The sequence below is a fragment of the Candidatus Liberibacter sp. genome, assembly GCF_014048425.1.
Taxonomy (GTDB): domain Bacteria; phylum Pseudomonadota; class Alphaproteobacteria; order Rhizobiales; family Rhizobiaceae; genus Liberibacter.
Genome location: NZ_JACETX010000015.1, coordinates 1 through 25,705 on the forward strand (window position 1 = coordinate 1; position 25,705 = coordinate 25,705).

A 25,705-nucleotide genomic window follows, 5' to 3' on the forward strand; every position below is an offset into this window, starting at 1 on the left:
TAGAATTCTGCTGTAGGCATAAAAATCATGGAAAGACAACACAATTCAATAGGTATAATAACCTTTTTAAATCGCATGAATAATGCTTATTTACCTATTTAAGACAAATACAAGTGATTATTCCCTAAAAAAACCTAAAAGACATATAAAACGCTCTATAATGAATGGAATAATTGTTGCTCTTTATTTTGTCAACGAAACACTTTTTTAATTAGTACGTATCACTATACAATCCGAGAGACCTGTCCTGATCTTATTCAGGATATCTTTAATATGTTTTTGCATTTTATAATCCTTTACTGATTTTTTTATGAAGTTTGTCATGATCGGAGACTGTTTTTGTATCTCCGTTATTGTATCTTTCTAATAATCTTTGATCGTTCATTAGTTCATTTAGCTTCCGTCATGCGGATTTTTCGGCGTTATGATAACTAACCTTGAAGATTTGCTAATGTGCTATGTAGCAGATCCTGATTCTTTTCTTTATATACCAAATAATAATACTTCTCTCATTTTACAAGTCCATAAAACATGGTTTACTAAGCTAATATATGAAATATTATAAGCATAATCAAATGCTTGCTCGAAAAAACTTTTTTATTTTTAACATGGATTTAGCTCGAAAAAAAGAAATTTTTCCCTTTTGAACCGAATAGTGTCATTCAGCATGTAGCTTGAAATCACTTTATATAAAATCATCTACAGAAGACACCCTTTCCCAATCTTCATTAAACTGATGACAAAACCAGGTGATCTGCCTTTTAGCGTATCGATTAGTAGCTGTAATTCCTCTCTGTAATGCTTCCTCATATTTGATTTCTCCTCTCAGCATAGACATAATATCTCGCACACCTATTGCTTTCATTATTGGCAAATCTGGCGATAATTTCATTGCCATCAAATCCTTAACCTCATCTACTGCACCCTTATCCAGCATGTGTTGAAAACGTTGGCGGATTTTTTTCTGTAAACAACTACGTTCAGGAAGAATGATAATCTTATGCGTTGATAAAGACGATATCGCTGGCGCTGATGTTAATTTCTCTGCACTCTTCCAAAGCTCTGTTATTGATTGACCAGAAACCATAAAAATCTCAAGAGCACGGGCAATTCTTTGTCCGTCAGAACGATTTATTCTATTGGCGGAAATCGAATCAAGCTTGAATAACTCCTCATGAAGAATATGTGGACCATATTTTTCTAATCTTTTACGAATAGCTTTTCTAACTGTATTCGGTATTGGCGGCATAACAGAAAAGTTGCCTGTTAATGCACGAAAATAAAGCCCTGTTCCGCCTACCACTATCGGCAAACGATCTCTCTTCTGTACTTCTTTGATCTTTTTAATAGCACAATGCAACCATTGTCCGGTAGAATAAGCATGATGAGCAGAAACATGTCCATAAAGGGAATGAGGAACACATTGTATTTGCTCAACAGATGGTCGAGAAGTAAGAACGCAGAGTGTATCATAAACTTGCATACTATCCGCATTAATAACCTCACCATTCAATTCAGAGGCCAATTTCAACGCAAATAATGACTTACCACTCGCCGTCGGTCCAGTTATCAAGATAGCTTTAGTGTTTTTTGGAAGGATAATCATAATGGCTCTTGTTGTCACACTTATTACTCATCAGTCAAATCCCATACTCAATAAATCTCTTGTTGAACAGATAATGACAACAGTAAATGCTTCAAGTATTTGCTGGCTTGCAGATAGCATTGCTTGTGATATTATTCTCCCTCCGAATACAATCGCCGATTCTTATAGAAAAATACTACATTCCATTATTGCCGGTAGACCTATTGATATCGTTATACATAAAACTGAAAATAGACGTAAGAGCCTCCTAGTCGCTGATATGGATTCTACTATGATAAAACAAGAGTGCATTGATGAACTTGCAGATACAATAGGAATAAAAGACAAAGTATCTCATCTCACTTCTCTTGCAATGAATGGAAAAATGCCATTTCAAGATTCACTGCGCGAAAGAGTGTCTTTGTTAAAAGGAATTCCCACCAAAATCGTTAATTCCATTATGAGCGAACGCATCACATATACACCAGGAGGATATGAGCTTATCCATACAATGAAAAAGAATGGGGCTTTCACTATACTTGTCTCAGGTGGATTTACAGTTTTTGCCAGTATTGTTGCGCATGACATCGGATTTGATAAATACTACGCCAATCATTTAATGGAAGAAAATGGAAAGTTCACGGGAAAAGTTTTAGAACCGATTCTTGATCATACGACAAAGTCTAATATTTTACGAGAAACCTCAGATATGCTTAACATTTGTCCTGAAGACGCCTTAGCTGTCGGCGATGGTAAGAATGACCTAGAAATGATACAACTTGCAGGATCTGGAGTTGCCCTGCATGCCAAACCCATTCTAGCAGAACAAGCAAAGATCCGCATTGATCACGGCGACCTAAAATCCCTCCTATATATTCAAGGATATAAAGAAAAAGAAATCGTTGTTCCTCAATAGAATAGAAGAACGAAAGCTATGACTTTTCCAATTACGGCAACCTAGAAAACAAAGGAATAATCGTTCTATCTTTACGCAAGGATGAGGAATCTTATTGTCTTACTTATCCTCTTCAAAACTCAAATTTTCATCCTCTTCCGAGAGAAACTTCATCTCTTCCGCGAATAGCCTCAATCTAAAATAAAGCCCGCCGTATAATCATGATACTTTAAACGACAACACTAAAACAACAAAGTCATCTCTATATCAGGGATGTATTACTACACAAACTTGGACGCATATTTAATAAACCATTCAAATCTTATTCCGTTCTAAATTCAGAAAAAAATGATAGTAGAAAGATGCTTGTGTCCTATAGATCAAAGCTGGCATCATCATTAAAACTCTCAAAAAACTTCTTGAATCTTCCCCAATCTTCCCCTCATCAAGATTATCTCTAAAAGGGAGATGCTTGCTTCTCTTAAAGATGTCTCATACCGCCGAAGATTTTATGAGATAAAACGAGTTCAATCATTAAAAATAAATTATTGTTTTTACTGAATATTTTTATTTATTTTGTCCATCCTTTTTGGGGGTACCACTTTAACACCTTCTCTTTCTCACAATACCATCCATATACCAGTAGCCTAAAATGACTGGCATAAATCTAAAAATATCTCTAGAAGGCTTCTCTAAACACCTTGAAATGCCTCTTTTTTCCCTAAAAAATCTTCCTTTAAAAATATTTATCAAAAAAAATCTGCAACCAAAAAGAAACGTCAATTTTTGATTGCAGAAAGATTCTTTTTTATTTCCTAGGAATGATTAAAATATTTGAAAAAATCTGAATGTGGCGAAAGCACAAGAGAAGTATCTGAAGAAGATAGTGCATTCACATAAGCCCTTATAGAACGATAAAAATCAAAAAAGACAGGATCTTTCTTATGTGCGGCAGTAAGAATACGGCTTCGTTCTGCCTCACCCTGACCGTAATTTATATCAGAATCACGTTTTGCTTCAGATAAGATTGCTGTTGCCTTACGATCAGCTATAGACATACGCCTCTGACCTTCTTCTCTTCCTCGAGCACGAATGAATTCCGCCTCTGCAAGACGCTCTGCTTTCATACGATCATAAGTTTGCTGCGAAACCTCTTGTGTAAGGTCAGTACGCCGTATGCGGACATCTTCCACTTGAATACCTAATGTCTCAGCATCCTTGCGCAAATCATCTCGCACCTCAATCATCATTGCATCAGACTGCTCAGATAACGCCTCATCGAAACGACGCAATCCATAAACACGCCGCAGAGAAGCATCAAGGCGAGTACGCAAACGAGACTCCGCTACAACACGATCACCAGAGACCGTCTTACAAAATAAATGGGCATCAACTATTCGATAGATCATCATGGCATCAACTTCATAAAACTTCCCATCAGTAACCTGGACTCGAATGTTATCAAGATCTAAACGTAAAGCTTGCTTCTGAAGATATCTATCTCGATCGAAATTCAAAAAATCAAACGGCATTTTAAAATAAATACCTGGCTCCGTATAAACAGAGCGAATGTTTCCAAATCTCACAACAACAGCCTGTTTATACGGATCAACAACCAAGAAAGAAGAAAACAATATTCCAAGCACAGGGAATAATAACGCCAAAAAACCAATAGCAAACCTATTCAACGGCATTTCCATCTCCTGATTTCTCTTCTTTTCTCTTGCTAGAAAAAACCTCATTGAGAGGCAAATAAGGCACCGTAGATTGATCCTTGTCGATGATTATCTTTTTCGATTTTTTCAGAATATCCTCCATGGCTTCCACATAAAGCCTCTTCCTAACCAAATCAGGAGCATGTACATATTGCCCGTAAACTGACAAGAAACGATCCGCTTCCCCTCGTGCTTCCTGTACAACACGATCTTTATAAGCAATGGAGGCTTCTCGAATCCGCGACGCATTACCTCGCGCAGATCCTAATACTCGATTAGAATATTTATTGGATTCCTCAACAAAACGATCCTCATCTTGCTCCGCACGTTGCACCTCATCAAAAGCATCCGCAACCTCACGAGGAGGAGAAGCATCTTCGATAGATACGGTATTTATCACGATACCAGATTTGTAAGAATCCATAGCCTTTTGAATAACAGACCGAACATCTAAAGCGATCTGTTGACGCTGGGAGCGAAAAATATCTACGGCACTTCTTCTTCCTACTACTTCGCGCATAGCACTTTCAGCAACTTGTCGCAAAGTTTCTCCGGAACGTTCGAGACTAAAAAGATATAATTGAGGATCACTGACCGTATAGAGAATGGAAAACTGCACACTCACAATATTCTGATCGCCGGTGAGCATCAAACCACTGCTGGAATTATCACTAACCTGGCTACCAATATTCATCTGTCGTTCTGTAACTTTGACAATCTCAACTTTCTCAATAGGCCAAAACATCATATGGAGACCGGGAAGAAAAATTTCCTCCTTTGGCTTACCAAAATGCAATTCAACGGCTCTTTCATCAGAATGCACAATATACACGGACTGGAAAAGACAGAGAAAGAAACCAAAAAGGCAAAATATAAAAAAAATTCCACAAGTCCCCAAAGGAGGAAGCGAATGCATCTTGTCTCTCATGCCATCTACTAACTTGGTAAAATCTGGCGGAGAAGACCCTCCCTCTGGCGAATTAGATTGGCGTGTACCCCATGGACCGCCACCGCTCTGATTACTCCAAGGCATCAAAGACCCTCTCAAAATTTATATTTTTAAACAACAACTAAAATACTAAAATACTAAAATACTCAATAACTATATTGCATATCAATAACTACAATAGCCAAGGATTTCAACTAAAATCACTCCAAGGCATACGAGAATAGCATTTGTTTTCTTTTAAGAGCGAAAATATATTGCAAATCGTGTTTTATATTCGTCGTTTTCTTCTGGAGAAAACGAAATTTCTTTTTCTTTTTTCCAAATAGTAGGATCAATTTCAGGGAAAAACACATCCCCTTTAATTTCAGCCTCAACATGCGTAATATACAATTCATCTGCCAAGATTATCGTCTGAGCATAAACTTCTCCACCTCCTATCACAAATATTTTTTCACCGCCCACTTTGGAAGCTGTATCCAAAGCGTCCTGTATAGAAATCTCAGTAATCACTTCACGTTCATCTAAATCATCATTACGGGTTATTACGATATTAAATCTATCAGGCAAAGCTTTCCCTATTGCTTTAAACGTATTACGACCCATAACAATCGGATTCCCAAGAGTCTGTGCTTTAAAGTGCTTTAAATCAGAAGAAATCCTCCAGGGCATCTTTCCACCACAGCCAATAACACCATTACGCGCTACTGCAGCTATCAAAATGATTTTTTTTGAATAATTCATACCGCAATTGATGCAAAAATAGCCGGATGTGATTCATAAGATTCCAAAACAAAATCCTCATATTGAAACTTAAATAAATCCACAACATTGGGGTTAATCTTCATTATAGGTAAAGCTTTCGGTGACCGAGAAAGCTGTAAATGCGCTTGCTCAAAATGGTCGTTATACAAATGCGTATCTCCAAGCGTATGAATGAACTCACCATATTGAAATCCTATTACACTTGCCAACATCATCGTCAGAAGCGAATACGATGCTATATTAAAGGGAATTCCAAGGAAAACATCCCCTGAACGCTGATAAAGATGACAAGAAAGCTTCCCGTTATCAACATAAAATTGAAAAAGACAATGACACGGCGGCAATGCCATTTTATTGATCAAAGCAACATTCCAAGCCGATACAATATGACGTCGAGAATAGGGATCGGTTCGCAAGCTTTTAATAATAGAAGAGATTTGATCAATTGTATTACCTTCGTAGTCTGGCCAAGAACGCCACTGCACTCCATATACAGGACCAAGTTCTCCCTTCTCATCAGCCCATTCGTTCCAGATCCTAACGCCATTACTTTTGAGATAGGAAACATTACTATCTCCTCTTAAAAACCACAAAAGTTCATGAATAATAGACTTAACATGCATCTTTTTCGTAGTTAATAAGGGAAATCCTGCAGACAAATCAAAGCGCATCTGATAGCCAAATACACTACGCGTACCAACACCTGTACGGTCTAATCGATCCGATCCAGAAGCCATCACATGACGAAGAAGATTAAGGTATACTTGCATTCCCTTTCCTTGCCAATCTTCTTAATAAGAATATCATGTCCTATATATAACATTCTTGAAAAAAATCTAATACTTATTGCCAACAATCATAATATATTTGCTCATCCATGCATTATAGAGCGGAAAAGAAAATGCCTAGAGGGATAAAAAATCCCATAACCATCAACAGCATATATGATAAAGAACCAAAAACTGCTATCCCATAATTCCCTGACTCTTCTGATTAAAAAGTACTTAGTTTCGCTCATATGCACCACGAAACGATTTATTTTTATCAATAAACATTATTTTAATGACAAGACCAGGCAAATACGTGTATAATTAATGCGTCCTAGTTATGAAAAGGAATATGGCGATAAATACCTAATGCAATAAGCCTATTGGACCCGGGGGCAGTGCCCGGCGCCTCCACCATGTGTTTCTTGAGGGCTTTATGGCAATCAGCCTTGTCCTTACAGAGGGGGCGAAACAGGATAGACAAGGGGGTAAAGATTGGAAGTTCGCTCGGCATTGTACCACCGTTATCGGACTAAAACTATAGTTGCAAATGATAACTATGCTCAGGGAACTTCAACCGCTTTGGCGGCTTAAAGTCCTGAATTTTAAGTCCTGAAAGGGTTGCACTGACAGGCGGGGTTCGGGAGGCACCTGGCAACAAAAAGCCTCCTTTTGTTAAGTCTTACTATAAGACTTTTTCTAATCGGATGGATAAACATGAGTGGCGATCATATTCGTTATGATATTCTTGCTAAAGATGCGTTAAGAGGCTTTATAAGAACTGTTCTAACAGAGGTAGAATCTACAGGCCATCTCCCAGGAGATCACTATTTCTTTATAACTTTTCTGACGAATGCCCGTGGTGTGCGTATCTCCCCAAATCTTAGGAAAAACTATCCTAAACAAATGACCATTGTGCTTCAAAATCAATTTTGGGATCTTAAAGTTTCCGAAACACAATTCGAAGTAGGACTTTCTTTCTCTAATATACCTGAGCGCTTGATTGTTCCTTTTAATTCTATTCGAGGTTTTTATGATCCTTCCGTCAATTTCGAGCTTGAATTCGACGTTTTTACCGAAGAAGATACAAAGAAAGATGAATCGAAAGTTGATTGCGGCGCAATGCAATCCTCTAATCTTGACGAAAAAAGCAAAAAGAATTTAGCGTCAGTAGTATCATTAGATACTTTTAGAAAAAAATAATGGACTTGCATTATCTTTGCCAAAAAATACTATTTATATTCCATAAAACCGGTTTTTAAAAATTTAGATTGTAATTTCTATCCATTAAAGTGAAAAAATTTTAATGAGATCCAAACACAAAAACTAGTTTTCTGTTAAGAGACGAGAGGGTTTCTTCTCAAGAGAGGAATCTGCCTCAAATTTATAACTCGATATACGCATATTGCCATTGCTAAATTCAAAATCTCCTGAGATATTCGCTTTTCCCAAAGAATTTTCTATCCCCAAAAATCGAGAGAAATCACCAGAAGCAGAAAAAACACCACCATAAATAGGTTTGTATTCATCATCCCAACGAAGATTCCCTGATAAATCAATGATCAATGGATAAGAAACAGGAGACAGCGTCAACTGCACTGGTATAGCACTACCTTCTCCAGGAAAATTGGCTTTAAGTGAAAAGTTATTGCGTCCTTTGCCAAAATCACCACTGCCCTCTAATCGCAAAGAACCTTTTATAGAATTCCAAGAGAAATTTGGATCCAGATTAAAAATATGGACAAATATCTCTGCATTAAGATCAGAAATAAAATATGACTGATTTGATGCCTGATCAATGAGATTTATCTTCCCTTCCTTAATGCGAACATTTTCCAAAGCAATTTTATGAATTGGAACCTTTAAACCTGCTCCTTGAAATAAATTGTGATGCTCTTTCTTGGAAAACCGAAAATTTAAATTCGGCTTCTCTATGTTCATACGAGAAATTTGTATTGCACCTGATAAAAAAGGCTCAAGCTCTGCGTCCATCGAAAAACGCTCTATTCTTGATTTAAAAGAACTGTCAGCATTTTGACCTATGTGTATATCATTAAGCGTTATTGAAGGAGATGGCAAAATACGGGCACTAACATTGCCTTTTACTTCTACCTTACTTCCTATAAAAAGGCTTGCTTCATGTTCTAAACTATCCTTAAAACCTATGTAATCAATAAACAGAGGTACAATAAGCATTCCAAAAAAAAACATAGATACGCAGAACCCAAAAAAAAACAATACACGTCGTCCGAGCAAAACAATTTCCCTCGTTCAAAATCTCAAGATATAAAAAAAAATACAGTTGCGAATATCATTTAAATATCACCTTTCATCTATTCTATATCCCTCTATTACATCTCACTAAATCCCTCTATTACATCTCACTAAGCGCTTGATTAAAAATATCTTTTCTATCCCTAAATCATAGATATCCATTCAAAGATAGAAAAGAAAAATTTCACAAAAACCTATCTTTCCTTGCGAAAAAACCAGAAGATGGGGAAAACAACCTATCAATCAATTCATAATACACCTTTAAAGAAAAATTCTTATACCCAAAATACTCAATTTTCTCAAGTTATGAGATGTTCTTGGGAGATATCTTTATTTCTACACGCCGATTATTCTGACGTCCTTCCTGAGTATTATTAGTACTAATTGGCTTCTTAAAAGCAAATCCTATAGACTCAATCCTTTGCGGATTTACTCCAGATCCTATAAGATAGTTAACAACAGCATCAGCGCGCTTCTTGGAAAGAACCATATTGTATGCAAAGTTCCTATAGAATCGGTATGCCCACTGACTTCCAAATTTGTATCTTTAAACTTATCTAAGATAACAGCAACAGCATCTAAGACAGGAAAAATCACTGCTAATTTCAAAGCTATCAAATAAAAACGTGATATTTGATGGCATATTTAACATGATTTGGTCACCTATACGACTAACAGATATACCCGTATTCTGCAACTAGCTCCGCAATTCATTTTCCTGTTTGTCCATATAACCGCCAATTCCTGTTCCAATCAAAGCTCCTATACCTCCAGAAATCAAAGCATTATTACGTCGAGATTCAGATGAATCCCCTAGAAACGCCCCCCCTGTAATACCAGTCAACGCTCCCAAGAATGCACCTTTGGTTTTGTTTGAGACTTTCTTCTGACGAGTATAAGGATCTAGATTAATTACACATCCGGAAAGAAGAGACATTGCAAGTATGGTGATACTCAACTTTTTTATCATTTCAAAAAAAAACTCCCTTAAAAAACTCAAATCTACAACAAGAATGCGAAAAAAAAATGATAAAATCATCACTAAAAATTGTATTTTTTCAATTTTTTTTCATTATTTCCTTTTTTATCAAATATTTATAGTGATTATACCTCTCATTAACTCATAAAATCATGATGATTGTTGATGAAATAGAGTATTGCATGGCTAGAAATATTTTTCTCTCTCATACCCATAAATTGTGCTTTTCTCTCAGGATGAAAACCCTCATCCACCCAAGATGATTAATATTAATACCTACTAAAAAGTCTATTGCAATTGATTACGAATCGCCTCTTTCAAGAGAAGAAATCATTTCTATCACAAGACCATAATTTCTAGTATCCCGATATTCTATCGAATTTACTGGAAATATGAAAAACTCTTCACAAAATTCTTTCTCTGAATCTTATTAATCAAAACAAATACGTGAAATAAGGAATATTTTTTCTGTTATACTTTGAGATCCTCCCGTTCTGAAGAACAAGGATTTCTACTACGCTCAGACTATAGTTTGGATCATTTTGGTGGATTCCTGCCTCATACGAAAATTCATCACTGTATTATCGTTCACTTTATAGGAAAAAACTTAAAAAAAACCATTGTTTTAATTGATGTTTTTGATTGTGTTTGTCTAATTTTGTTAGGGATTAGATATGAGATTAATACCTCTTTTTCACAATACCATCCGTGTATCAAAATCCTAAAATGAAAGAAATTAGCTCTTGCGTAAAAGGGCTAATACCAACCATAGGGTTATAATCGATAGAATGTTAATTCTTCAATCCCTCAAAGCTTTTGATCAAGCAAAAAAATATAGACTGATAAAAGATGCAATTTCTAATTTATAGATCCCTTCACTCTATTGTACTTTAAATTGGTACAAAGTAATTTTATTAATTCATTAAAAAAAGAGATCGTTCATGATATCAAAAGAATACATTGACTTCTTTACTATTGTCATCAACTATTTTGTTAAATGGTTGTGATTGGTTAGACTCTGAACCTCGTAACGCTACTGCGGAGATAGCTCAAACAGCTATAACACCCCCCCCCTCTTCTAGCGGAAGCTTCAGAACATCAGAATCCATGGTTACAAAAGAAAAAGCTCCTCTTTGGAGGAGGTGGTTTTTGTAATTTCCGTAAGAGTTAAGGACAAGAAAAAGGAAACTTGGACTTATCCATTTTCTCTGTCAATGCTAAACTAACCTTGTTGATCTTAATGAAATAAAAAATATAAGATATTGATTTTAATTGTTATTTTAATATTTTTGTCTTATATTTATAGGGGCAATCTACCTTTTTATAGGTGCCCATCTATGAGCATTTCACAATATTCACCATTTAAAACCAATTCCGCCTTAATTTATCTTCTGTCCACCAGCCCTTTTAATCTCTTCCCTCCAGCAAAGACTACTTTGCAGATTTCGCAGGAAGCATACTCTCGATCCTCTTCATTAATGCGTTTGCAAAGCGTTCTTGCCTTACGCACCTCCCCTCCCCAATGCCAAGATTAAAAACAATTCAATGTCCGAGATGCGATTTGTGCTAGAGAACAGCAAAACTGGAGATACTCTAAAAACCAGGAACATATACTTCGGAACGTCTTGTTCAAGAAGATAAAATGCTCCTTTTAAAACAATGACTTATATATCAATAACCCTTTATACCCATTCTGGATTTTCCGACATGTTCTTTGCGTCAATGCCTTGATAACCCAAAGCTAACTCCGTGAATTTACCTATAACTCTTTGAGTTTTGGTGATGTTTTTAGGAGATATGTCAAAAGTGCGTGCGTAATTTTCTCCTCCTTGTCTTTACTATTCTGGGTCATCCTGTAATAGATAGAACGTATTGATGAAATTACGCAAAATTTAGAAAATACACATATGTGTTTTGTTACTGCAGGCATGGGTGGTGGTACAGGAACGGGAGCAACTCCAGTTATTGCAGAAATAGCACGTAGTAAGGGGATTCTGACCGTTGGTGTTGTAACCAAGCCGTTTCACTTTGAAGGTTCTCGTCGTATGCGTTTGGCAGAATCTGGTATCGATGAATTACAAGAGGCAGTCGATACCCTTATCGTGATTCCTAATCAGAATTTATTCCGGATAGCGAATGATAAAACGACATTTGCCGATGCTTTTGCCATGGCGGATCAGGTTCTTTATTCAGGGGTATCCTGTATTACCGATCTTATGATCAAAGAAGGTTTGATTAATCTTGATTTTGCAGATGTGCATAATGGGAATCCCTGCCGTATAGGGCTATATTTCAATTGAATCTTAGAATCGTGCAATCCCCTTTTCGAAAAATATCCTTTCATCTCTTATCTCAACCAACTAGAATAAATTTTAAGAAATCCTAGATTAATAGTATAAATGCGTTGTATATCATAATGATTCTTCTGCGAATTTTCTAAAATTTTTAACATGGAGAAAGCATGAAAACCCTTATCTTGCGCCACCCCGATGACTGGCATCTCCATCTCCGAGACGGAGAAACATTAAAAAGCGTTGTCCAAGATACCGCACGAAATTTTAGACGGGCTCTTATAATGCCTAATCTGATCCCTCCCATTGTGACAAGCGCTGATGCTCAAGCCTATCGTGAGAGAATTTTAACAGCATTACCTAAAGATCATCATTTTTCCCCTTTAATGACTCTTTATCTTACAGAGGACACCAATCCTGATGATGTAGAACAAGGATTTCGTTCCGGAATCATTCAAGCTGTCAAACTTTACCCTGCCGGCAGCACAACAAACTCGCATCACGGTATACATAATATTGATAACGTGATGCCTGTCCTTGAAAGGATGGAAAAAATTGGCTTGCATCTTTGCATACATGGCGAAATACCCGATGCTGAAATAGATATTTTTGATAGGGAAGTGGTTTTTATTGAAAAAATCCTGGAACCCTTACGCAAAAAACTTCCAAAACTCAAAATCACTCTTGAACACATAACAACACTTGATGGAGTGGAATATATCTTGAATTCTGCCAATATAGCAGGATCCATTACCGTGCACCACCTGATCATCAATCGAAACATAATATTTCAAGGTGGTATCAATCCGCATTATTATTGTCTACCAATTGCTAAACGAGAACAACACCGCCTTGCTCTTCGTAAAGCAGCTGTTTCTGGTGATCCACGTTTTTTTCTCGGCACTGATTCTGCTCCCCATATAGATTGTTTTAAGGAAACCGCATCAGGTTGTGCTGGTATTTATACTGCAAAAAACGCCATAAGTTGTCTTGCACAAGTTTTTGAGCAAGAAAAAAAACTTGAAAAATTAGAACGCTTTATATCTCTCAATGGCGCAAAATGGTATGGATTACCCGCGAATACAGAAAAAATTTCTTTAATACGGCACGATATCCCTATTAATTTTGATGAAAAACAGGTGACAGATGCAGGCTCTATAACTATATTCAACCCGCAGTTTCCATTATACTGGGAGGTAGAATGTTCCTCCTATTAGAGGATATCCTTTTTAGGTCAATGATCTTTAAAAGCGATATCATTGACATAAACCTCCTCAAAAGAAAGTATATATAGTGATTTTTAGTGGATTTTCAGAACCAGAAGTTATAGCAGAGTTAGTGGCTAAAATGCTCTTTGAGATTAAAGCTATCCATTTTTCTCCTCACAAACCCTATAGATTAACTTCAGGCATTGTCAGTCCTGTATATATTGATTGTCGCAAGTTGATTTCTTTTGCACGGGTCCGTTCAGCAATCATGGATTTTGCTACAACGACTGTACTACGTAATATAGGATTTGAATCTATTGATGTCATCGCTGGGGGGGAAACGGCAGGTATTCCATTTGCAGCATTCTTAGCAGAGCGTCTTGGCTTGCCGATGATTTATGTCAGAAAAAAACTTAAAAGCCATGGAGGAAAATCTCAAGTCGAAGGACATGTTTCCAAAGGAAATCGCATCCTCATCATAGAAGATTCTATTACTTTAGGGGGATCAATGCTTGATTTCGTCAATACCATCCGCAACGTTGGTGGCATAGTTGAACATGGAATAGGCTTGTTTTTCTATGGTATTTTTCCTGAAATACCCAAACGTTTTCGTGAGACCGGCATAGACCTTCACTATCTCATATCATGGCATGATGTACTAAAGATAGCTAAAACATTCAATTCATTTGATCAGGAAACCTTAATAGAAGTTCAGTCCTTTTTAGATGCCCCAATGCAATGGTCAGCAAATCATGGTGGGATTTCTCATATCTAAATTCAAAAAAGATTACTATTTGCTCAATTTCTGATCTTTGATAAATTTAGGGATGGCTTCCTATGCCCAATCTCACACACCCTTACTTTTGCTGCCTTGGTATATCTCCCGACAACGAACTACTCCCTTCAAATTTTCCACAATGTCTCCTATTAGAGGAAGAAACATCACCCTTTTGGGATCAACTGGCCCAGGAAATTCAAGGTTGTTTATCGGAACTTGTTTAAAACCAAACTGACTATAATAGGGAAAATCACCAATTAATATGATTGCTTCTGATCCATTTTTAGAAGCTGCATCAATTGCCATTTGTACTAATTTTCGTCCAATACCTCTCTTTTGATATAATGGACGCACTGCTATAGGACCCAAGATATGTCCTCTAACCGTACCTGCAATAATCGGAGTCATCCGAACTGACGCAATGATTTCTTCCCCATCAGCGCAAAGAAAAGAAAGATCTAAATCATGCATTCCCCGCTCACGCAAAAGCATCGCAGCTCGAACAAAACGCCCAGGACCAAAGGCCTCATCATTTATGGCACGAATAGCGAGATCGTAATCAAGGGATTCAGGGAAAAATCTAAAACTTTCCTTCATAAACCAAAGCTTTCTATTGAATAAAAAACAACTTTCAACCTCAAAAAAATATCCTCTTCATTCAATAGCATCTCTCTGCCACCTTATGAAAGAAAAAGCATCAAATCACTCTAACCAAGAAATGATAAAATTTCTAAAAACAGCAAAACTTGAGATCTTATCCTATAAAAGAAAAACAAAACAACACCCCCAAATTTCAGTAATCTTTAAGTTATAAAACATAAAACTAGGTATCGCCATATCCAATAACTGATTTTATTTCAACAAAATCTTTTGATTTCTATTCAGCTTGTTCTTTTCCCCCATCCCAATTGCTTATAACCACGCAAAAGAACTCTCATATCCTATTTCTGACTGTTAATTTCAACAGATTTAATCCGAAATTTCCTACAAAACCGATCGTACACGCTTTAAAATATACATAAAATAGCTAAAGCCACATCATGCCAATCCTTCAAAAAAAACCTATTACTACAGTAATATCTTCCCAAAATGAGAACAACAAGAACGAATTCCTCGACATCAACTCAAGGTTAGAAAAAAATTAAGGCACTGATTTTAATATATAAATTATAATTCTCTGTTAGTGATATGGCTATTATTAAAACGGAAATATTCAAAGCCACATCCCCCTTTAGCACCGCTATCTTTATTCATCCAAGAAATCATCGCTTCTATTTTAAGATTTCTTGACACAAAGAGAATATCCGCCATTTGATATTTTGTTTTTAATCTTGGAATTGGTCGTTACAGAGGTGGTTAGATTGTTCAAAACAAGCATCTTGAAAAATAAATATTCGCAGGATTTTCCACCTAATTCCCACCCTAATTTTCTGCTCTTCCCTCTTCATCATCCTCTAGAAAACCTTTTATTATTCTAGAAAACAATATCATATCCACGTCATCTAGAACCAACTCTTACCCTATATCGGCTCTAAATCATTAATCCAGTTAAAAACGTCTTTTAGAACCTCTTTTTCCATGATTTCTATAAAAATACGGGTCTTGAGAAGAATAAGTGTTTGCTCAAATTTTTAAGATCATTTTAGAACCAAGAACCAAGAACCAAGAACCAAGAACCAAGAACCAAGAACCAAGAACCAAGAACCAAGAACCAAGAACCAAAGCAAAATCCCAATCTTATAAATTAACAATTTGATTAAGTGGTTTATTCCACGTGAAGTAATAATGGCATAAAATCTTCATAATCATCATAGCTCCTAATTTCTTGAGTTCCAATACGGAAAGGATATTTTTTAAATGCATCCCTCCCTACCGCAGCCTATGAGAAGATGAGAAAAAAGAGAAAAACAATATAGGAAATATCATCGCTCTTTCCGTATCAACAGCTTTTTTTCAATCCGTCCAAATACCTACTATGAACTAAGAACACGCCTTATCAATGTTATAAACGACGACCTATCGCCGAACGTTTTACTTGAAAAAATCTAAAAATACTTCTTTGATAGCCACGACGGCTTTATCTAAATTTTCCGATTTTTTTACTGTAATCTCGATGAGAGTTTCTTTAGTTGATGTAGGTCACTGATGCCCCACCTACTCTCGGATTTTCACAGAATATACCACGAAATCTCTCTGAAAATTGAACCTTATGAGACACATAAACTCTCTAGGATATACTCATATTTCCAGAATATAAATGCCCGCACAATTCAGCGTTCTTGTAAAGACTGAGGTGTCCTGATGCTTGTAGATCCGGGTTATCTGAATTTAAAAGATAACGTCTTCTTCATCAAAATACAGAAAGCAAAAACGATTATTACTGTGGAGATTTCAGATTATCTAATGGATCTTCTTGAAATAACTCCTACAGGCAAAGACACTTTTAAAGATAATCAAGGAAGTAAGTGCGTCGGCGTGATTGTGATAAATCATGATTTGAGATTTTTGAAGATAATAAGAAATACTGTGTCAGCCGAATATTGCCGTTTTGAAAAGAATAGCCAAATTTTTTATTTATGATTCAGAGATAGTTGCCAATCAATGGGCATATATCCATGATCTTGAAGATACTTATTCGCCTGAGAAAAATGGCGACAACCAAAAAATCCATTGTGTGCTGACAATGGAGATGGATGTGCCGCCTCAAGAATAAGGTGCCTATTCTTGTCCAAAAGATTCTTTTTCTTCCGAGCAGAAGCTCCCCATAACATGAAAACAATATGTTGACGATGTTCGTTTGCTAAACTGATAACAGCATCCGTAAATATTTCCCATCCTCGTCCCCGATGAGAAGCAGCCCGTCCTTCTTCAACTGTCAGTACTGTATTCAGCAAAAACACTCCCTGCTGTGCCCAATATTCTAAGCAACCATGCGCAGGCGGAATAAACTGCACATCATCTCTCAATTCTTTGTAAATATTAAAAAGAGATGGTGGAATGCGAACTCTTGGAAGAACACTGAAACAGAGTCCATGCGCTTGACCATAGCCATGATAGGGATCTTGTCCGATTATGATCACTTTCACTGCTGTTAATGGCGTGAGATCAAAAGCACGAAAATACTCGGATCCTTTTGGGAAGATTCTTTTGCCTTTTTGTTTTTCAGATACAAGAAAATCTTTAAGGCGTCGCATGTAATCACTGCAAAATTGACTTTCCAGCAAAGATTTCCAACTCTCATGAATTCTAACGGATTCCATAGACATACATTCCTGTTCTTGATCTTATAAAAATTAGTTGGAATACGGCAGAAAGAATCGATCGGATTTTTAAGATAACTCGTGAAGGAGGTGACAAGATTATTGGATTTCTTGGATCTTCCCCTTACTATGTCCCTATCTTGTTTTCTCTTAGCTTCAATATCTACGAAACACCATTTCCATACTTGCTCATTTTCTTGAGATACGACACCTGGAATATTAAGAAAACAATATAGACAAAACAATCATCTGAATAACTGTTCCAATAACATCATCAAACAATACATTGAACAACAGGAAATGCCGAACTGATTTTTAAAGTCTCTCGGTCTTTTTTGCTTTTATATTCTCGCCCCGAACAATGGAGCTTGACTTCTTTTTGATAAACTTCTTATGTCCACGAAACCATAGGGGGCATTGATGATAAAATACTTTCTACATTACCCCCTGTTTTTAATCCAAAATTAGTTCCTCTATCATAGAGAAGATTAAATTCTACGTAGCGTCCACGACGCATAAGCTGTTCTTCACGATTTTGTTCCACGAATGGAAGATCATAATTACGGCGCACAAGTAATGGATATATGTCGACGAAGCACTCTCCCAAAGCGCGCACAAAAGAAAAGTCAGCATTAAAACCTCCTTTTTCTTCAGGTGAATGGAGCCTATCAAAAAAGATTCCTCCCATACCTCTGGATTCTTGTCGATGCGGAAGGAAAAAATACTCATCACACCATGCTTTGTAATGTTCATAATCAACTATTTTATGCTGACCACATAATTTTTTCAGGGAATTATGAAAAAATAAAACATCTGTGTCATCTGATTTGCGTCGAGATTCCAATAAGGGCGTCAGATCCATCCCACCACCAAACCAATATGAACCTGTAATCATCATACGTGTATTGATATGAACTACTGGAACATGCGGATTATAGGGATGAACAATCCCTGAAAGACCAGTCGCCCAAAAATATGGGCTCTGTGACGTACCTGGAACTTGATCTCTAAAATCCGATGACAATTCTCCGTAAACTGTTGAAACATGTACGGCAGCCTTTTCGAAAACCCTGCCACCGCGTAAAATTGACATACGACCTCCTCCGAGATCTTCTGTTTGATTTTTATCACGCAACCAATCTTTTGTTTGAAAACGCCCCACTAGAAAACTTGATCTAGAACTCGTCAATTCATCTTCCAGTCTTTCAAATTCAGAGCAAATAATTTGTTGGAGTTTTTGGAACCATCTTTGTACTGCTATTTTTTGCTCTTCAATATCATCCGGAAGACCTAATGTTATTTCGGGCATTTCCATGTCTTTACTCACTCTATCAAAGATTTAAACAATTTTTCTATAATCAAAACAAACCAGAATTAATTTAATCCTAGGGCATATATTTTTACAATAAAATTTTAATATATTTTCTTATCTAATGACACACGTATACGTGTATAATTTGGAATTAATAACCTCCAAAATATGAACAGTACCGATGATGAAACTGCATAATCCACGAATTGAGTTACGAAGCAAAAATTAAAATTTACAAAATCAATTTTTTACTTCATCTTCTGCAAAATTATTTCTGTACAAAAGGACAAACGCCTAAATACCGAACAAATAGCATGCTTTTTTCTTTATTTTATTGAGATATACGTCGTATTTTTTCTCCCCAACTTATCCATTCTACTAGATTAGAACTGAGGTATAAAAACAGGAAAAATATCCTCTAAAAAATTTGGAAAATCTCGCAAATGGCAATAAATATAATATTTTATACGTATTTTAGACGAGAAGAAAGGAGAAAAAGAATCACAAAAAACACAAATACAGTAATGTTTTCTCCTCAAACAAAGATCAGCTACATAAAAAATAATTTCTGCATAGATAGTCTATGCTATTTTTTGATATATTCCAATATCCTCATATCTTGACCGGCAACCTTCATATAACGAGTAATGGCACGATAGACCGCACAGCTTCAATTTCTTGAATACTAATTCAATTAGGCTCTTAAGATTTAAGAGAAAATTCAAAAAAAAATCCAGAAACCACTCTTTGCCATATTTTTTATATGCCCTTTAAATTGCTAGGGTATTTGGTATTCTTCGTCTGATATAGTGCTTCTAATTCTCTCCAAAAATCTAAACGTTAACTGGATACCCGATATCCCATGGGGTAAAACACTGGATAATCCATGAAGAGGCTTGCCGTACCCTTTTACTGCTCCTAACCAAACTCCGCATACAAGAAAAAGAGGAAGATAGGGAGGAGTACTCGTTAGCAGATATCACAATAGATTCTAACGTCCATTATGAAAAGAGAAATAACAATGAAGCAATAAATTTTCTAGCTTATGGTTTCAGCGAGATGATCTTTTTACAAGATTTTTTGCTTTGAAGCATTGTATAAATTTTGCCGATGTTTTCTTCTTGTGCAATTATAGATTGTGTCAATACTCATTCCAAGAGGCACATTGATTACGATCATTCTTCTCAAAAAATATCATCTTGCACTAATTGCATGATGCATCTCAATTGTGCTACAAGGAAGTCGCTATTTTGCTTTCCTCAATCAAGCGAAGAGATATATCCTTACAATTCTGTTCAATCCCTATTTATAAGAAATATTCTCCTTTGACTTTTTGCCTTATCGTGATGTATTTGATAATAGAAAAAGAAAGCCCTTGTAGCTCAGCTGGTAGAGCGCCTGATTTGTAATCAGGAGGTAGCAGGTTCGAGTCCTGCCGGGGGCACCATTTAAAAATCAAGTTATTGATTTAACTAAACATTTTTCATTATTTGGTCTTGCCTTTTAAAAGATGGGACATGATACATGTCTATAGACTGTCCTATTTTTTTAGTGTCAACTCTAAATCTTTTTTAACGACTTTTTTCACAATAAAATCCGCGAATCAGAAGACCCCCTATAAATATATTGAAGATTTATATTTTGTGCAGTATGCCCAACAAAGTTGAAAAAATACGAATAATGCAAAAAAGTATTGACATGACATTGACAAAAAAAAACCATAGGTCATCTACCCTCAAAAGAAATATCACATGATTCTCGGGCAGTAGCTAATTACATGTTAGAAAAATCAAGAGTTAAGAACCAAGGTATAGATTCTCTAAGTGTTATGAAGCTTTTGAAACTTGTTTATTTTGCACACGGATGGTCTCTAGTCTTTTAGTAATATACCTCTTGTAGACCAGTCTCCTCTAGCTTGGCGATACGGACCTGTCTATGAAGAAATTTATCATAGTTTGTCAAATTGGGGGAAAAACAACATTAAAACCCTTATTATTAACGAAGAAACTAAACTGCCTTATTCGGGAATATTTACCGAATACCAAGAGAGGGTGATGGATTTTGTATTAAAAAAATACGGGAAGTATAATGCTTATGTTTTATCCGATAAAACACATCAATCAGGTACGCCTTGGGATACTTCATTCAGTAAATGTGGAATATATTCAAAAATATCTAACGATATAATGCAAAAACATTACACAAAACAAGCAAAAAAAGCGGGGATTTCTAAGATATAATGGGTAAAGAGGGGAAAACCGAAGCAATAAAATCAATCACAAAGAAATACTAGATGAGCATCAGTCTTCTATAGAAAGTATAGGAATCGTACTTGAAAACCTCCAAAAAGAATCAGATGCACTTAAAGATCTGCAATTACAATGTACAGAGTATGTAGAGGAATGCACAAAGGAAGTAACGAACGCGCGCCGATGGAGGAATGTATTTTCATGTTCTATTGCTGGGTATTTTATTGTTTTTAACAGTTGTGTACTTTCATTGCTCGATTATTTTGAAACACACCCTAAAGCATTATGGCTTATGGTAATTAACAACAGCATTCTTTTGATAACACCGCTTACATCTTATGGAGAAAGAAACAAAAACGATTATTATCCTCCTGCTATAAAAGCATCTATAGATATAGCGTTAAAAAAGTTTGGTAAGCAAAATTAAGCAAAATAACGAACCCTAACCTTTTAACGCTTCTTTTTAACGATTCCATCTGTATACCAGAAACCGAAAATAAGTCCTGTGACATCTTGAGAAAATAGGCTTAGAACCTCAAAAGGGTCACAGGGGAGTTTTTATTTATATAAGTATTTGATTTTTGTTGATCGAAATATTTCCTATATTATTTTTATCCTCATCGTCTTTTATCCAAATTAACTATGTTGTTGCAGTTTGTTTTAAGACGCACTCCGAACACGCATCTATCTATTTTTCCTTCGGCTTTCTTGCGAGTTACAGCAAATCATTTTTCTCCTAACTTTTCACCTATCGTTTTGGTTTGGAATCCGTTCCAATTTCTATTGTAGTTAAACTCTTCTCTTGCAAATTCATTGAAGTTTTTGGCTAGTACTGCCGATTTCTCGTAATAGCCATCCCCTACTTCACACCATAAATCTATCCATTTCTGGTATATATTCAATCCCCCTCTTTCCTTAGCTTTTGCTTTTCTATAGTCCTCTGACATACCCATATTTTTATCAAGAGAATCGCTAACGGCGAATGCATCACTCACATCTTGAAAAGAAATACTATGCCCTCTCGCTTTCAGCGGTATTATTCACAAAGTGAAAAGAGGTGTCTTACAAAAAATTAAAAAGGGTCAATCAATTATTAAACAAAATCCCTCAATATATTGGGAAAATCAGCGAATACAATGACGAATCATTCCCCATATCGAATGACTATGGCATATAAATCACTTATCATCATATCGTGTCTAGAATTTTATCATTAAACCTTCAGAAAATATTCCTTAGAATCAACGAACGTGTCTTGACGCAACTCAATGCGAATCGTTAGTATAGTCTATCGATAAATGAAATTATATTGTGGTTTTCTGTGATCCCTCTTGACAAAATCATCCAAGATCTCCGTATCATAGACGTATGGAATGATCGTTATCAGTATATCATTGAATTGGGGAAAAAACTGCCACCACTTCCGAAGGAAAAACTTACACAAGATAATAAAGTAGTCGGATGTACTAGCGCTATTTGGCTTATCAGTCATATTGAAAACGAAGAGCAAGATCCAAAAATGTTCTTGGAGGGTTTTTCAGATTCTCATATCGTTCGCGGATTATTATACATCATGATAAGCATCTATTCTGGCAAAACTATCCGTCAAATAGAAAAAATAAATGCCATACAATCGTTCAAAGAGATCGGATTAATCGATCATTTATCTCCGCAACGCGCAAATGGCTTGCACGTGATCATGGGCGAAATTCGCAAGAAGGCGACACTTTCGCATAGAATTCGTTCCTCTTAAAGAACTAAAAATCTTTCAGTAAATTGCCCTTATATAGGAAAAATACAGCACATTCCTCCATCCTTCTCCCTTTCCTCATCCCAAATTTTCTTTTCATTTTATTGTACTATTCTTTCTTCGCAATAACATTTTTCTCTATCCTAATCATTTCATATATATTTCTTCTGTAAACTTATCCTCATGACTTTCGTAAACAACAGAAGCAAACCACATGCTTTAGCAAAAAAAATCTATCCTATTGAATTAAAAACAAAAGAGAACATCATCGTCGTGAATATATATGTAAATTCTGATACTCGGTTAGAAATATGTTTTTGTAATCACGCAACTTCTACTTCGCTCATTCTTGCTCTTGCTTTTTCTTTTGCTTTTGCTAAAAATATTTTGAGAATCAGAGGAAAAGGACAACAAATCGTTGTTTCTGCCCTCCCTCCATGCGAAAGCGGATATGAAAAAAATTTTTTAGCTCTTTTGGGCGAAGTGCATGCAAGAGGAGAAAAAGAGCATAAAAACTCTCATCTTATACGACAAAGAAAGTATCAATTTTTCTATATTATAGTTTTTTTGCTGAATTTGTAGTAAAAATCTAGACATTTTTGCACTTTAATGTAATTACAATCTTGTGTACAAGAAAAGCTTTTGTTACGTGAACTATTCGTAGTATACATGAGAAGCGGTCGTGGCGGAATTTGGTATACGCGCAGCGTTGAGGTCGCTGTAGGGAAACCTATGGAAGTTCGAGTCTTCTCGACCGCACCAAAATTAATTGGATTTTTTTACGGAATTGTATTGTTAAGAAAAGATATAGATATCTCAATGTTTCCTGAGGAGAATCTTCCTCCTGTTCGTTGGTGGACGACTGATTACCCGATTCCTTATGAACAATCTCATAAGATCATGGAACATGAAGTCCAATCTATCCTAGATGGCGCAGCAGAGCTTGTCTGGCTTCTTGAACACCCCCCTCTCTATACTAGTGGCACAAGCGCACTCCCTCGTGATTTGCTATGCCCTGATCGTTTTCCGATCTATCCCACAGGACGTGGCGGTAGCTATACTTATCATGGTCCTGGGCAACGCATTGTCTATGTAATACTTAATCTTAAAAAACGTCGCAAAGATCTACGCTGTTTTGTAGTTGCCCTTGAAGAAATTATCATTCAAACCCTTAAAAAATTAGGCATCTGCGGTGAACGTCGTGAGGATAGAGTTGGGATTTGGGTAGCTCGTCCCGAGAATAAAACTCTCGGAACAGAAACTATTCCTGAATACAAAATCGCAGCTCTTGGAATAAGAGTACGCCGATGGATCACTTTCCACGGATTCGCGCTGAATATTTCTCCAGATTTGAGCCATTTTTCCGGAATTGTCCCTTGCGGCATCCGCCAACATGGCGTCACTAGCCTCAAAGACCTTGGGAAATATTATCCAACACAATACATTGATACAGTCCTTCGAGAATCGTTCGAAAATATCTTCGGTCTCACAACTTCATATGAAGATAAAAGGCACATTATATCCTAAATTGCCTCTATTTTTAATCAATACGACTGCAAAACGTCAATACGATTAAATATAAAAGGACTTTTTAATTATTTTAATATCTAAAGAAATATCTTCTTATCCGTAATTCGTGCCATAAAATTTCAAACAATAAAGCTTTGATTCTACAATTAAATCCTTATCCTCTATATCAAACACTTCCTCATAAAATATCAATATTGCTGATTTTGCGACTTAATTCAGAGGAGGTATATCACCTTTCTGCCAATTTTCTTGTATTTGCATCATAAAATCCGAAAAATTGTCTTTAGCAATGGCATCTCTGATCTTTGCCATAAGATCCTGATAGTAAAAAAGATTTGCCCAAGAAAGTATCATACCCCCCAAAGATTCATTGGTATGTATTAGGTGATGCAAATAAGCGCGAGAATAATCACGCAACGCTGGACAATCGGATTCTTCATCTAAAGGACGTATATCATCCGCATGTCTTGCATTGCGTAAATTTATCTTGCCAAAACGAGTAAAAGCTAAACCATGTCGACCTGAACGAGTGGGCATAACGCAATCAAACATATCCACACCACAATTTACTGATTTTAAAATATCATCTGGTGTACCGACTCCCATCAAATAACGTGGCTTTTCAAAGGGCAATTCTGGCAAAACATGAAACAAAACATTCAACATTACATCTTGTGACTCACCAACAGCTAAACCACCTATAGCATAACCCTTAAGATCTAATTCCTTCAATTTTATAGCAGAAATCAATCTCAAATCAATGTCATCTCCACCTTGAACAATACCAAACATAACTTTACCAGGCTGATTTCCAAATGCCACAAGAGATCGCTCTGCCCACCTCAAAGACAATTCCATCGCTCGTTTAATTTCTTTGCTGCTTGCCGGTAACGCCAGACATTCATCAAGTTGCATTTGTATATCAGATCCTAGGAGACCTTGAATCTTTATCGAATCCTCTGGTGACATCCGATGTGAACTACCATCAATATGACTCCTAAAAGTGACACCTTGCTCATCCACCGAACATAGTTTCGAAAGAGACATAACTTGAAAACCACCAGAATCTGTTAATATGGGATGTGGCCAACGAATAAATTTATGCAGCCCACCCAAACGAGCAATGCGTTCTGCACCAGGCCGCAACATTAAATGATATGTATTTCCTAATATGACATCAGTTCCTATAGAACGCACCTGATCAAAGTACATAGCTTTCACTGTTCCGGAAGTACCAACTGGCATAAATGCTGGCGTCTTAATATTTCCTCTAGGAGTAGAAATATTACCTAATCGAGCCTCACCACTTCTAGCTTTAATATCAAAGCGAAATACTCTATTCATATCCATACTCAATATTTCTATCAATCAAAATAATACATCCTTACATCAATATAAGAT

General features: G+C 36.2%; 21 protein-coding genes, 2 tRNA genes, 1 other RNA gene and 2 pseudogenes. 12 read left to right on the forward strand and 14 right to left on the reverse strand.

Features of this window, described 5'->3' with window-relative positions; all coding sequences use genetic code 11:
• Positions 1-685 precede the first annotated feature (685 nt).
• Entirely contained in the window at positions 686-1,606 is a 921-nt protein-coding gene (gene miaA, locus H0G72_RS02640; protein ID WP_182017246.1) for a tRNA (adenosine(37)-N6)-dimethylallyltransferase MiaA, read from the reverse strand.
• A gap of 1 nt (position 1,607) precedes the next feature.
• Between miaA and serB the strand changes: the two genes are divergently transcribed.
• On the forward strand, positions 1,608-2,501 hold the full coding sequence (serB, locus tag H0G72_RS02645) for a phosphoserine phosphatase SerB (protein ID WP_182017247.1): 894 nt from the start codon (positions 1,608-1,610) through the stop codon (positions 2,499-2,501).
• A 794-nt stretch (positions 2,502-3,295) separates the two neighbouring features.
• On the opposite strand, the gene hflC is transcribed toward serB, so the two are convergent.
• The 4 genes from hflC to H0G72_RS02665 form a co-directional block, all read right to left on the reverse strand.
• Positions 3,296-4,174 (reverse strand): protease modulator HflC, encoded by an 879-nt coding sequence (gene hflC / locus H0G72_RS02650; RefSeq protein WP_182017248.1) that lies wholly within the window; start codon positions 4,172-4,174, stop codon positions 3,296-3,298.
• Positions 4,161-5,228: an FtsH protease activity modulator HflK gene (gene hflK / locus H0G72_RS02655; protein WP_182017249.1), complete on the reverse strand. Its 1,068-nt coding sequence runs from the start codon at positions 5,226-5,228 to the stop codon at positions 4,161-4,163. The genes hflC and hflK overlap by 14 nt, the downstream gene beginning before the upstream one ends.
• A 153-nt stretch (positions 5,229-5,381) precedes the next feature.
• Positions 5,382-5,885 carry a dihydrofolate reductase gene (locus H0G72_RS02660; RefSeq protein ID WP_182017250.1) on the reverse strand — a complete coding sequence of 168 codons (504 nt, stop codon included), beginning with the start codon at positions 5,883-5,885 and terminating at the stop codon, positions 5,382-5,384.
• Complete coding sequence (locus tag H0G72_RS02665) at positions 5,882-6,676, reverse strand: thymidylate synthase (RefSeq protein WP_182017251.1); 795 nt, start codon at positions 6,674-6,676, stop codon at positions 5,882-5,884. Before H0G72_RS02665 ends, H0G72_RS02660 begins: the two co-directional genes overlap by 4 nt.
• A gap of 289 nt (positions 6,677-6,965) precedes the next feature.
• Between H0G72_RS02665 and ssrA the strand changes: the two genes are divergently transcribed.
• Positions 6,966-7,346: a transfer-messenger RNA gene (ssrA, locus tag H0G72_RS02670) on the forward strand.
• Positions 7,347-7,390: 44 nt separating this feature from the next.
• Complete coding sequence (locus H0G72_RS02675) at positions 7,391-7,876, forward strand: SspB family protein (protein ID WP_182017252.1); 486 nt, start codon at positions 7,391-7,393, stop codon at positions 7,874-7,876.
• A 123-nt stretch (positions 7,877-7,999) separates the two neighbouring features.
• Here H0G72_RS02675 and H0G72_RS02680 read toward each other — a convergent pair whose 3' ends face one another.
• From H0G72_RS02680 to H0G72_RS06425, 3 genes and pseudogenes are all read right to left on the reverse strand, one after another.
• A complete protein-coding gene (locus tag H0G72_RS02680; RefSeq protein ID WP_182017253.1) occupies positions 8,000-8,884 on the reverse strand; it encodes an AsmA family protein in 885 nt (294 codons plus the stop codon).
• 367 nt (positions 8,885-9,251) lie between these two features.
• Positions 9,252-9,917: pseudogene (locus H0G72_RS02685) on the reverse strand (YiaD family glycine zipper/OmpA-like lipoprotein).
• 1,393 nt (positions 9,918-11,310) lie between these two features.
• Positions 11,311-11,436, reverse strand: a complete 126-nt coding sequence (locus tag H0G72_RS06425) for a glycoside hydrolase family protein (RefSeq protein ID WP_409049316.1) — start codon at positions 11,434-11,436, stop codon at positions 11,311-11,313.
• Positions 11,437-11,791: 355 nt separating this feature from the next.
• On the opposite strand from H0G72_RS06425, the pseudogene H0G72_RS02690 reads away from it, so the two are divergent.
• The 3 genes and pseudogenes from H0G72_RS02690 to H0G72_RS02700 all read left to right on the forward strand — a co-directional run.
• Positions 11,792-12,190 (forward strand): annotated as a pseudogene (locus tag H0G72_RS02690) (cell division protein FtsZ); the annotation flags it as partial.
• A 197-nt stretch (positions 12,191-12,387) separates the two neighbouring features.
• Complete coding sequence (gene pyrC / locus H0G72_RS02695; protein ID WP_182017254.1) at positions 12,388-13,434, forward strand: dihydroorotase; 1,047 nt, start codon at positions 12,388-12,390, stop codon at positions 13,432-13,434.
• Positions 13,435-13,510: 76 nt separating this feature from the next.
• Complete coding sequence (locus H0G72_RS02700) at positions 13,511-14,200, forward strand: orotate phosphoribosyltransferase (protein ID WP_182017255.1); 690 nt, start codon at positions 13,511-13,513, stop codon at positions 14,198-14,200.
• A gap of 72 nt (positions 14,201-14,272) precedes the next feature.
• Here H0G72_RS02700 and H0G72_RS02705 read toward each other — a convergent pair whose 3' ends face one another.
• The 4 genes from H0G72_RS02705 to hemF all read right to left on the reverse strand — a co-directional run bounded on the left by H0G72_RS02705 (position 14,273) and on the right by hemF (position 18,778).
• A complete protein-coding gene (locus H0G72_RS02705; RefSeq protein ID WP_182017256.1) occupies positions 14,273-14,800 on the reverse strand; it encodes a GNAT family N-acetyltransferase in 528 nt (175 codons plus the stop codon).
• Between the two features lie 570 nt (positions 14,801-15,370).
• Entirely contained in the window at positions 15,371-15,496 is a 126-nt protein-coding gene (locus H0G72_RS06230; protein ID WP_259345110.1) for a hypothetical protein, read from the reverse strand.
• A 1,277-nt stretch (positions 15,497-16,773) separates the two neighbouring features.
• Positions 16,774-17,469: a uracil-DNA glycosylase gene (gene ung / locus H0G72_RS02710; RefSeq protein WP_182017257.1), complete on the reverse strand. Its 696-nt coding sequence runs from the start codon at positions 17,467-17,469 to the stop codon at positions 16,774-16,776.
• Positions 17,470-17,854: 385 nt separating this feature from the next.
• Complete coding sequence (hemF, locus tag H0G72_RS02715) at positions 17,855-18,778, reverse strand: oxygen-dependent coproporphyrinogen oxidase (RefSeq protein ID WP_182017258.1); 924 nt, start codon at positions 18,776-18,778, stop codon at positions 17,855-17,857.
• A 1,368-nt stretch (positions 18,779-20,146) separates the two neighbouring features.
• Between hemF and H0G72_RS02720 the strand changes: the two genes are divergently transcribed.
• Together H0G72_RS02720 and H0G72_RS02725 are read left to right on the forward strand one after the other, a co-directional pair.
• Positions 20,147-20,222, forward strand: a tRNA-Thr gene (locus H0G72_RS02720).
• A gap of 439 nt (positions 20,223-20,661) precedes the next feature.
• On the forward strand, positions 20,662-21,015 hold the full coding sequence (locus H0G72_RS02725; protein WP_182017264.1) for a Panacea domain-containing protein: 354 nt from the start codon (positions 20,662-20,664) through the stop codon (positions 21,013-21,015).
• A gap of 734 nt (positions 21,016-21,749) precedes the next feature.
• Here the strand turns inward: H0G72_RS02725 and H0G72_RS02730 are convergent.
• Entirely contained in the window at positions 21,750-22,019 is a 270-nt protein-coding gene (locus tag H0G72_RS02730) for a hypothetical protein (RefSeq protein ID WP_182017259.1), read from the reverse strand.
• Between the two features lie 314 nt (positions 22,020-22,333).
• On the opposite strand from H0G72_RS02730, the gene H0G72_RS02735 reads away from it, so the two are divergent.
• The 4 genes from H0G72_RS02735 to lipB all read left to right on the forward strand — a co-directional run bounded on the left by H0G72_RS02735 (position 22,334) and on the right by lipB (position 24,301).
• A complete protein-coding gene (locus H0G72_RS02735) occupies positions 22,334-22,777 on the forward strand; it encodes a SufE family protein (RefSeq protein ID WP_220456086.1) in 444 nt (147 codons plus the stop codon).
• Between the two features lie 270 nt (positions 22,778-23,047).
• Positions 23,048-23,356 (forward strand): hypothetical protein, encoded by a 309-nt coding sequence (locus tag H0G72_RS02740; RefSeq protein ID WP_182017261.1) that lies wholly within the window; start codon positions 23,048-23,050, stop codon positions 23,354-23,356.
• A gap of 94 nt (positions 23,357-23,450) precedes the next feature.
• Positions 23,451-23,536 (forward strand) — tRNA-Leu (locus tag H0G72_RS02745).
• Positions 23,507-24,301: a lipoyl(octanoyl) transferase LipB gene (lipB, locus tag H0G72_RS02750; protein ID WP_259345111.1), complete on the forward strand. Its 795-nt coding sequence runs from the start codon at positions 23,507-23,509 to the stop codon at positions 24,299-24,301. Before H0G72_RS02745 ends, lipB begins: the two co-directional genes overlap by 30 nt.
• A gap of 213 nt (positions 24,302-24,514) precedes the next feature.
• On the opposite strand, the gene tgt is transcribed toward lipB, so the two are convergent.
• Entirely contained in the window at positions 24,515-25,648 is a 1,134-nt protein-coding gene (gene tgt / locus H0G72_RS02755; RefSeq protein WP_182017266.1) for a tRNA guanosine(34) transglycosylase Tgt, read from the reverse strand.
• Positions 25,649-25,705: the final 57 nt, after the last annotated feature.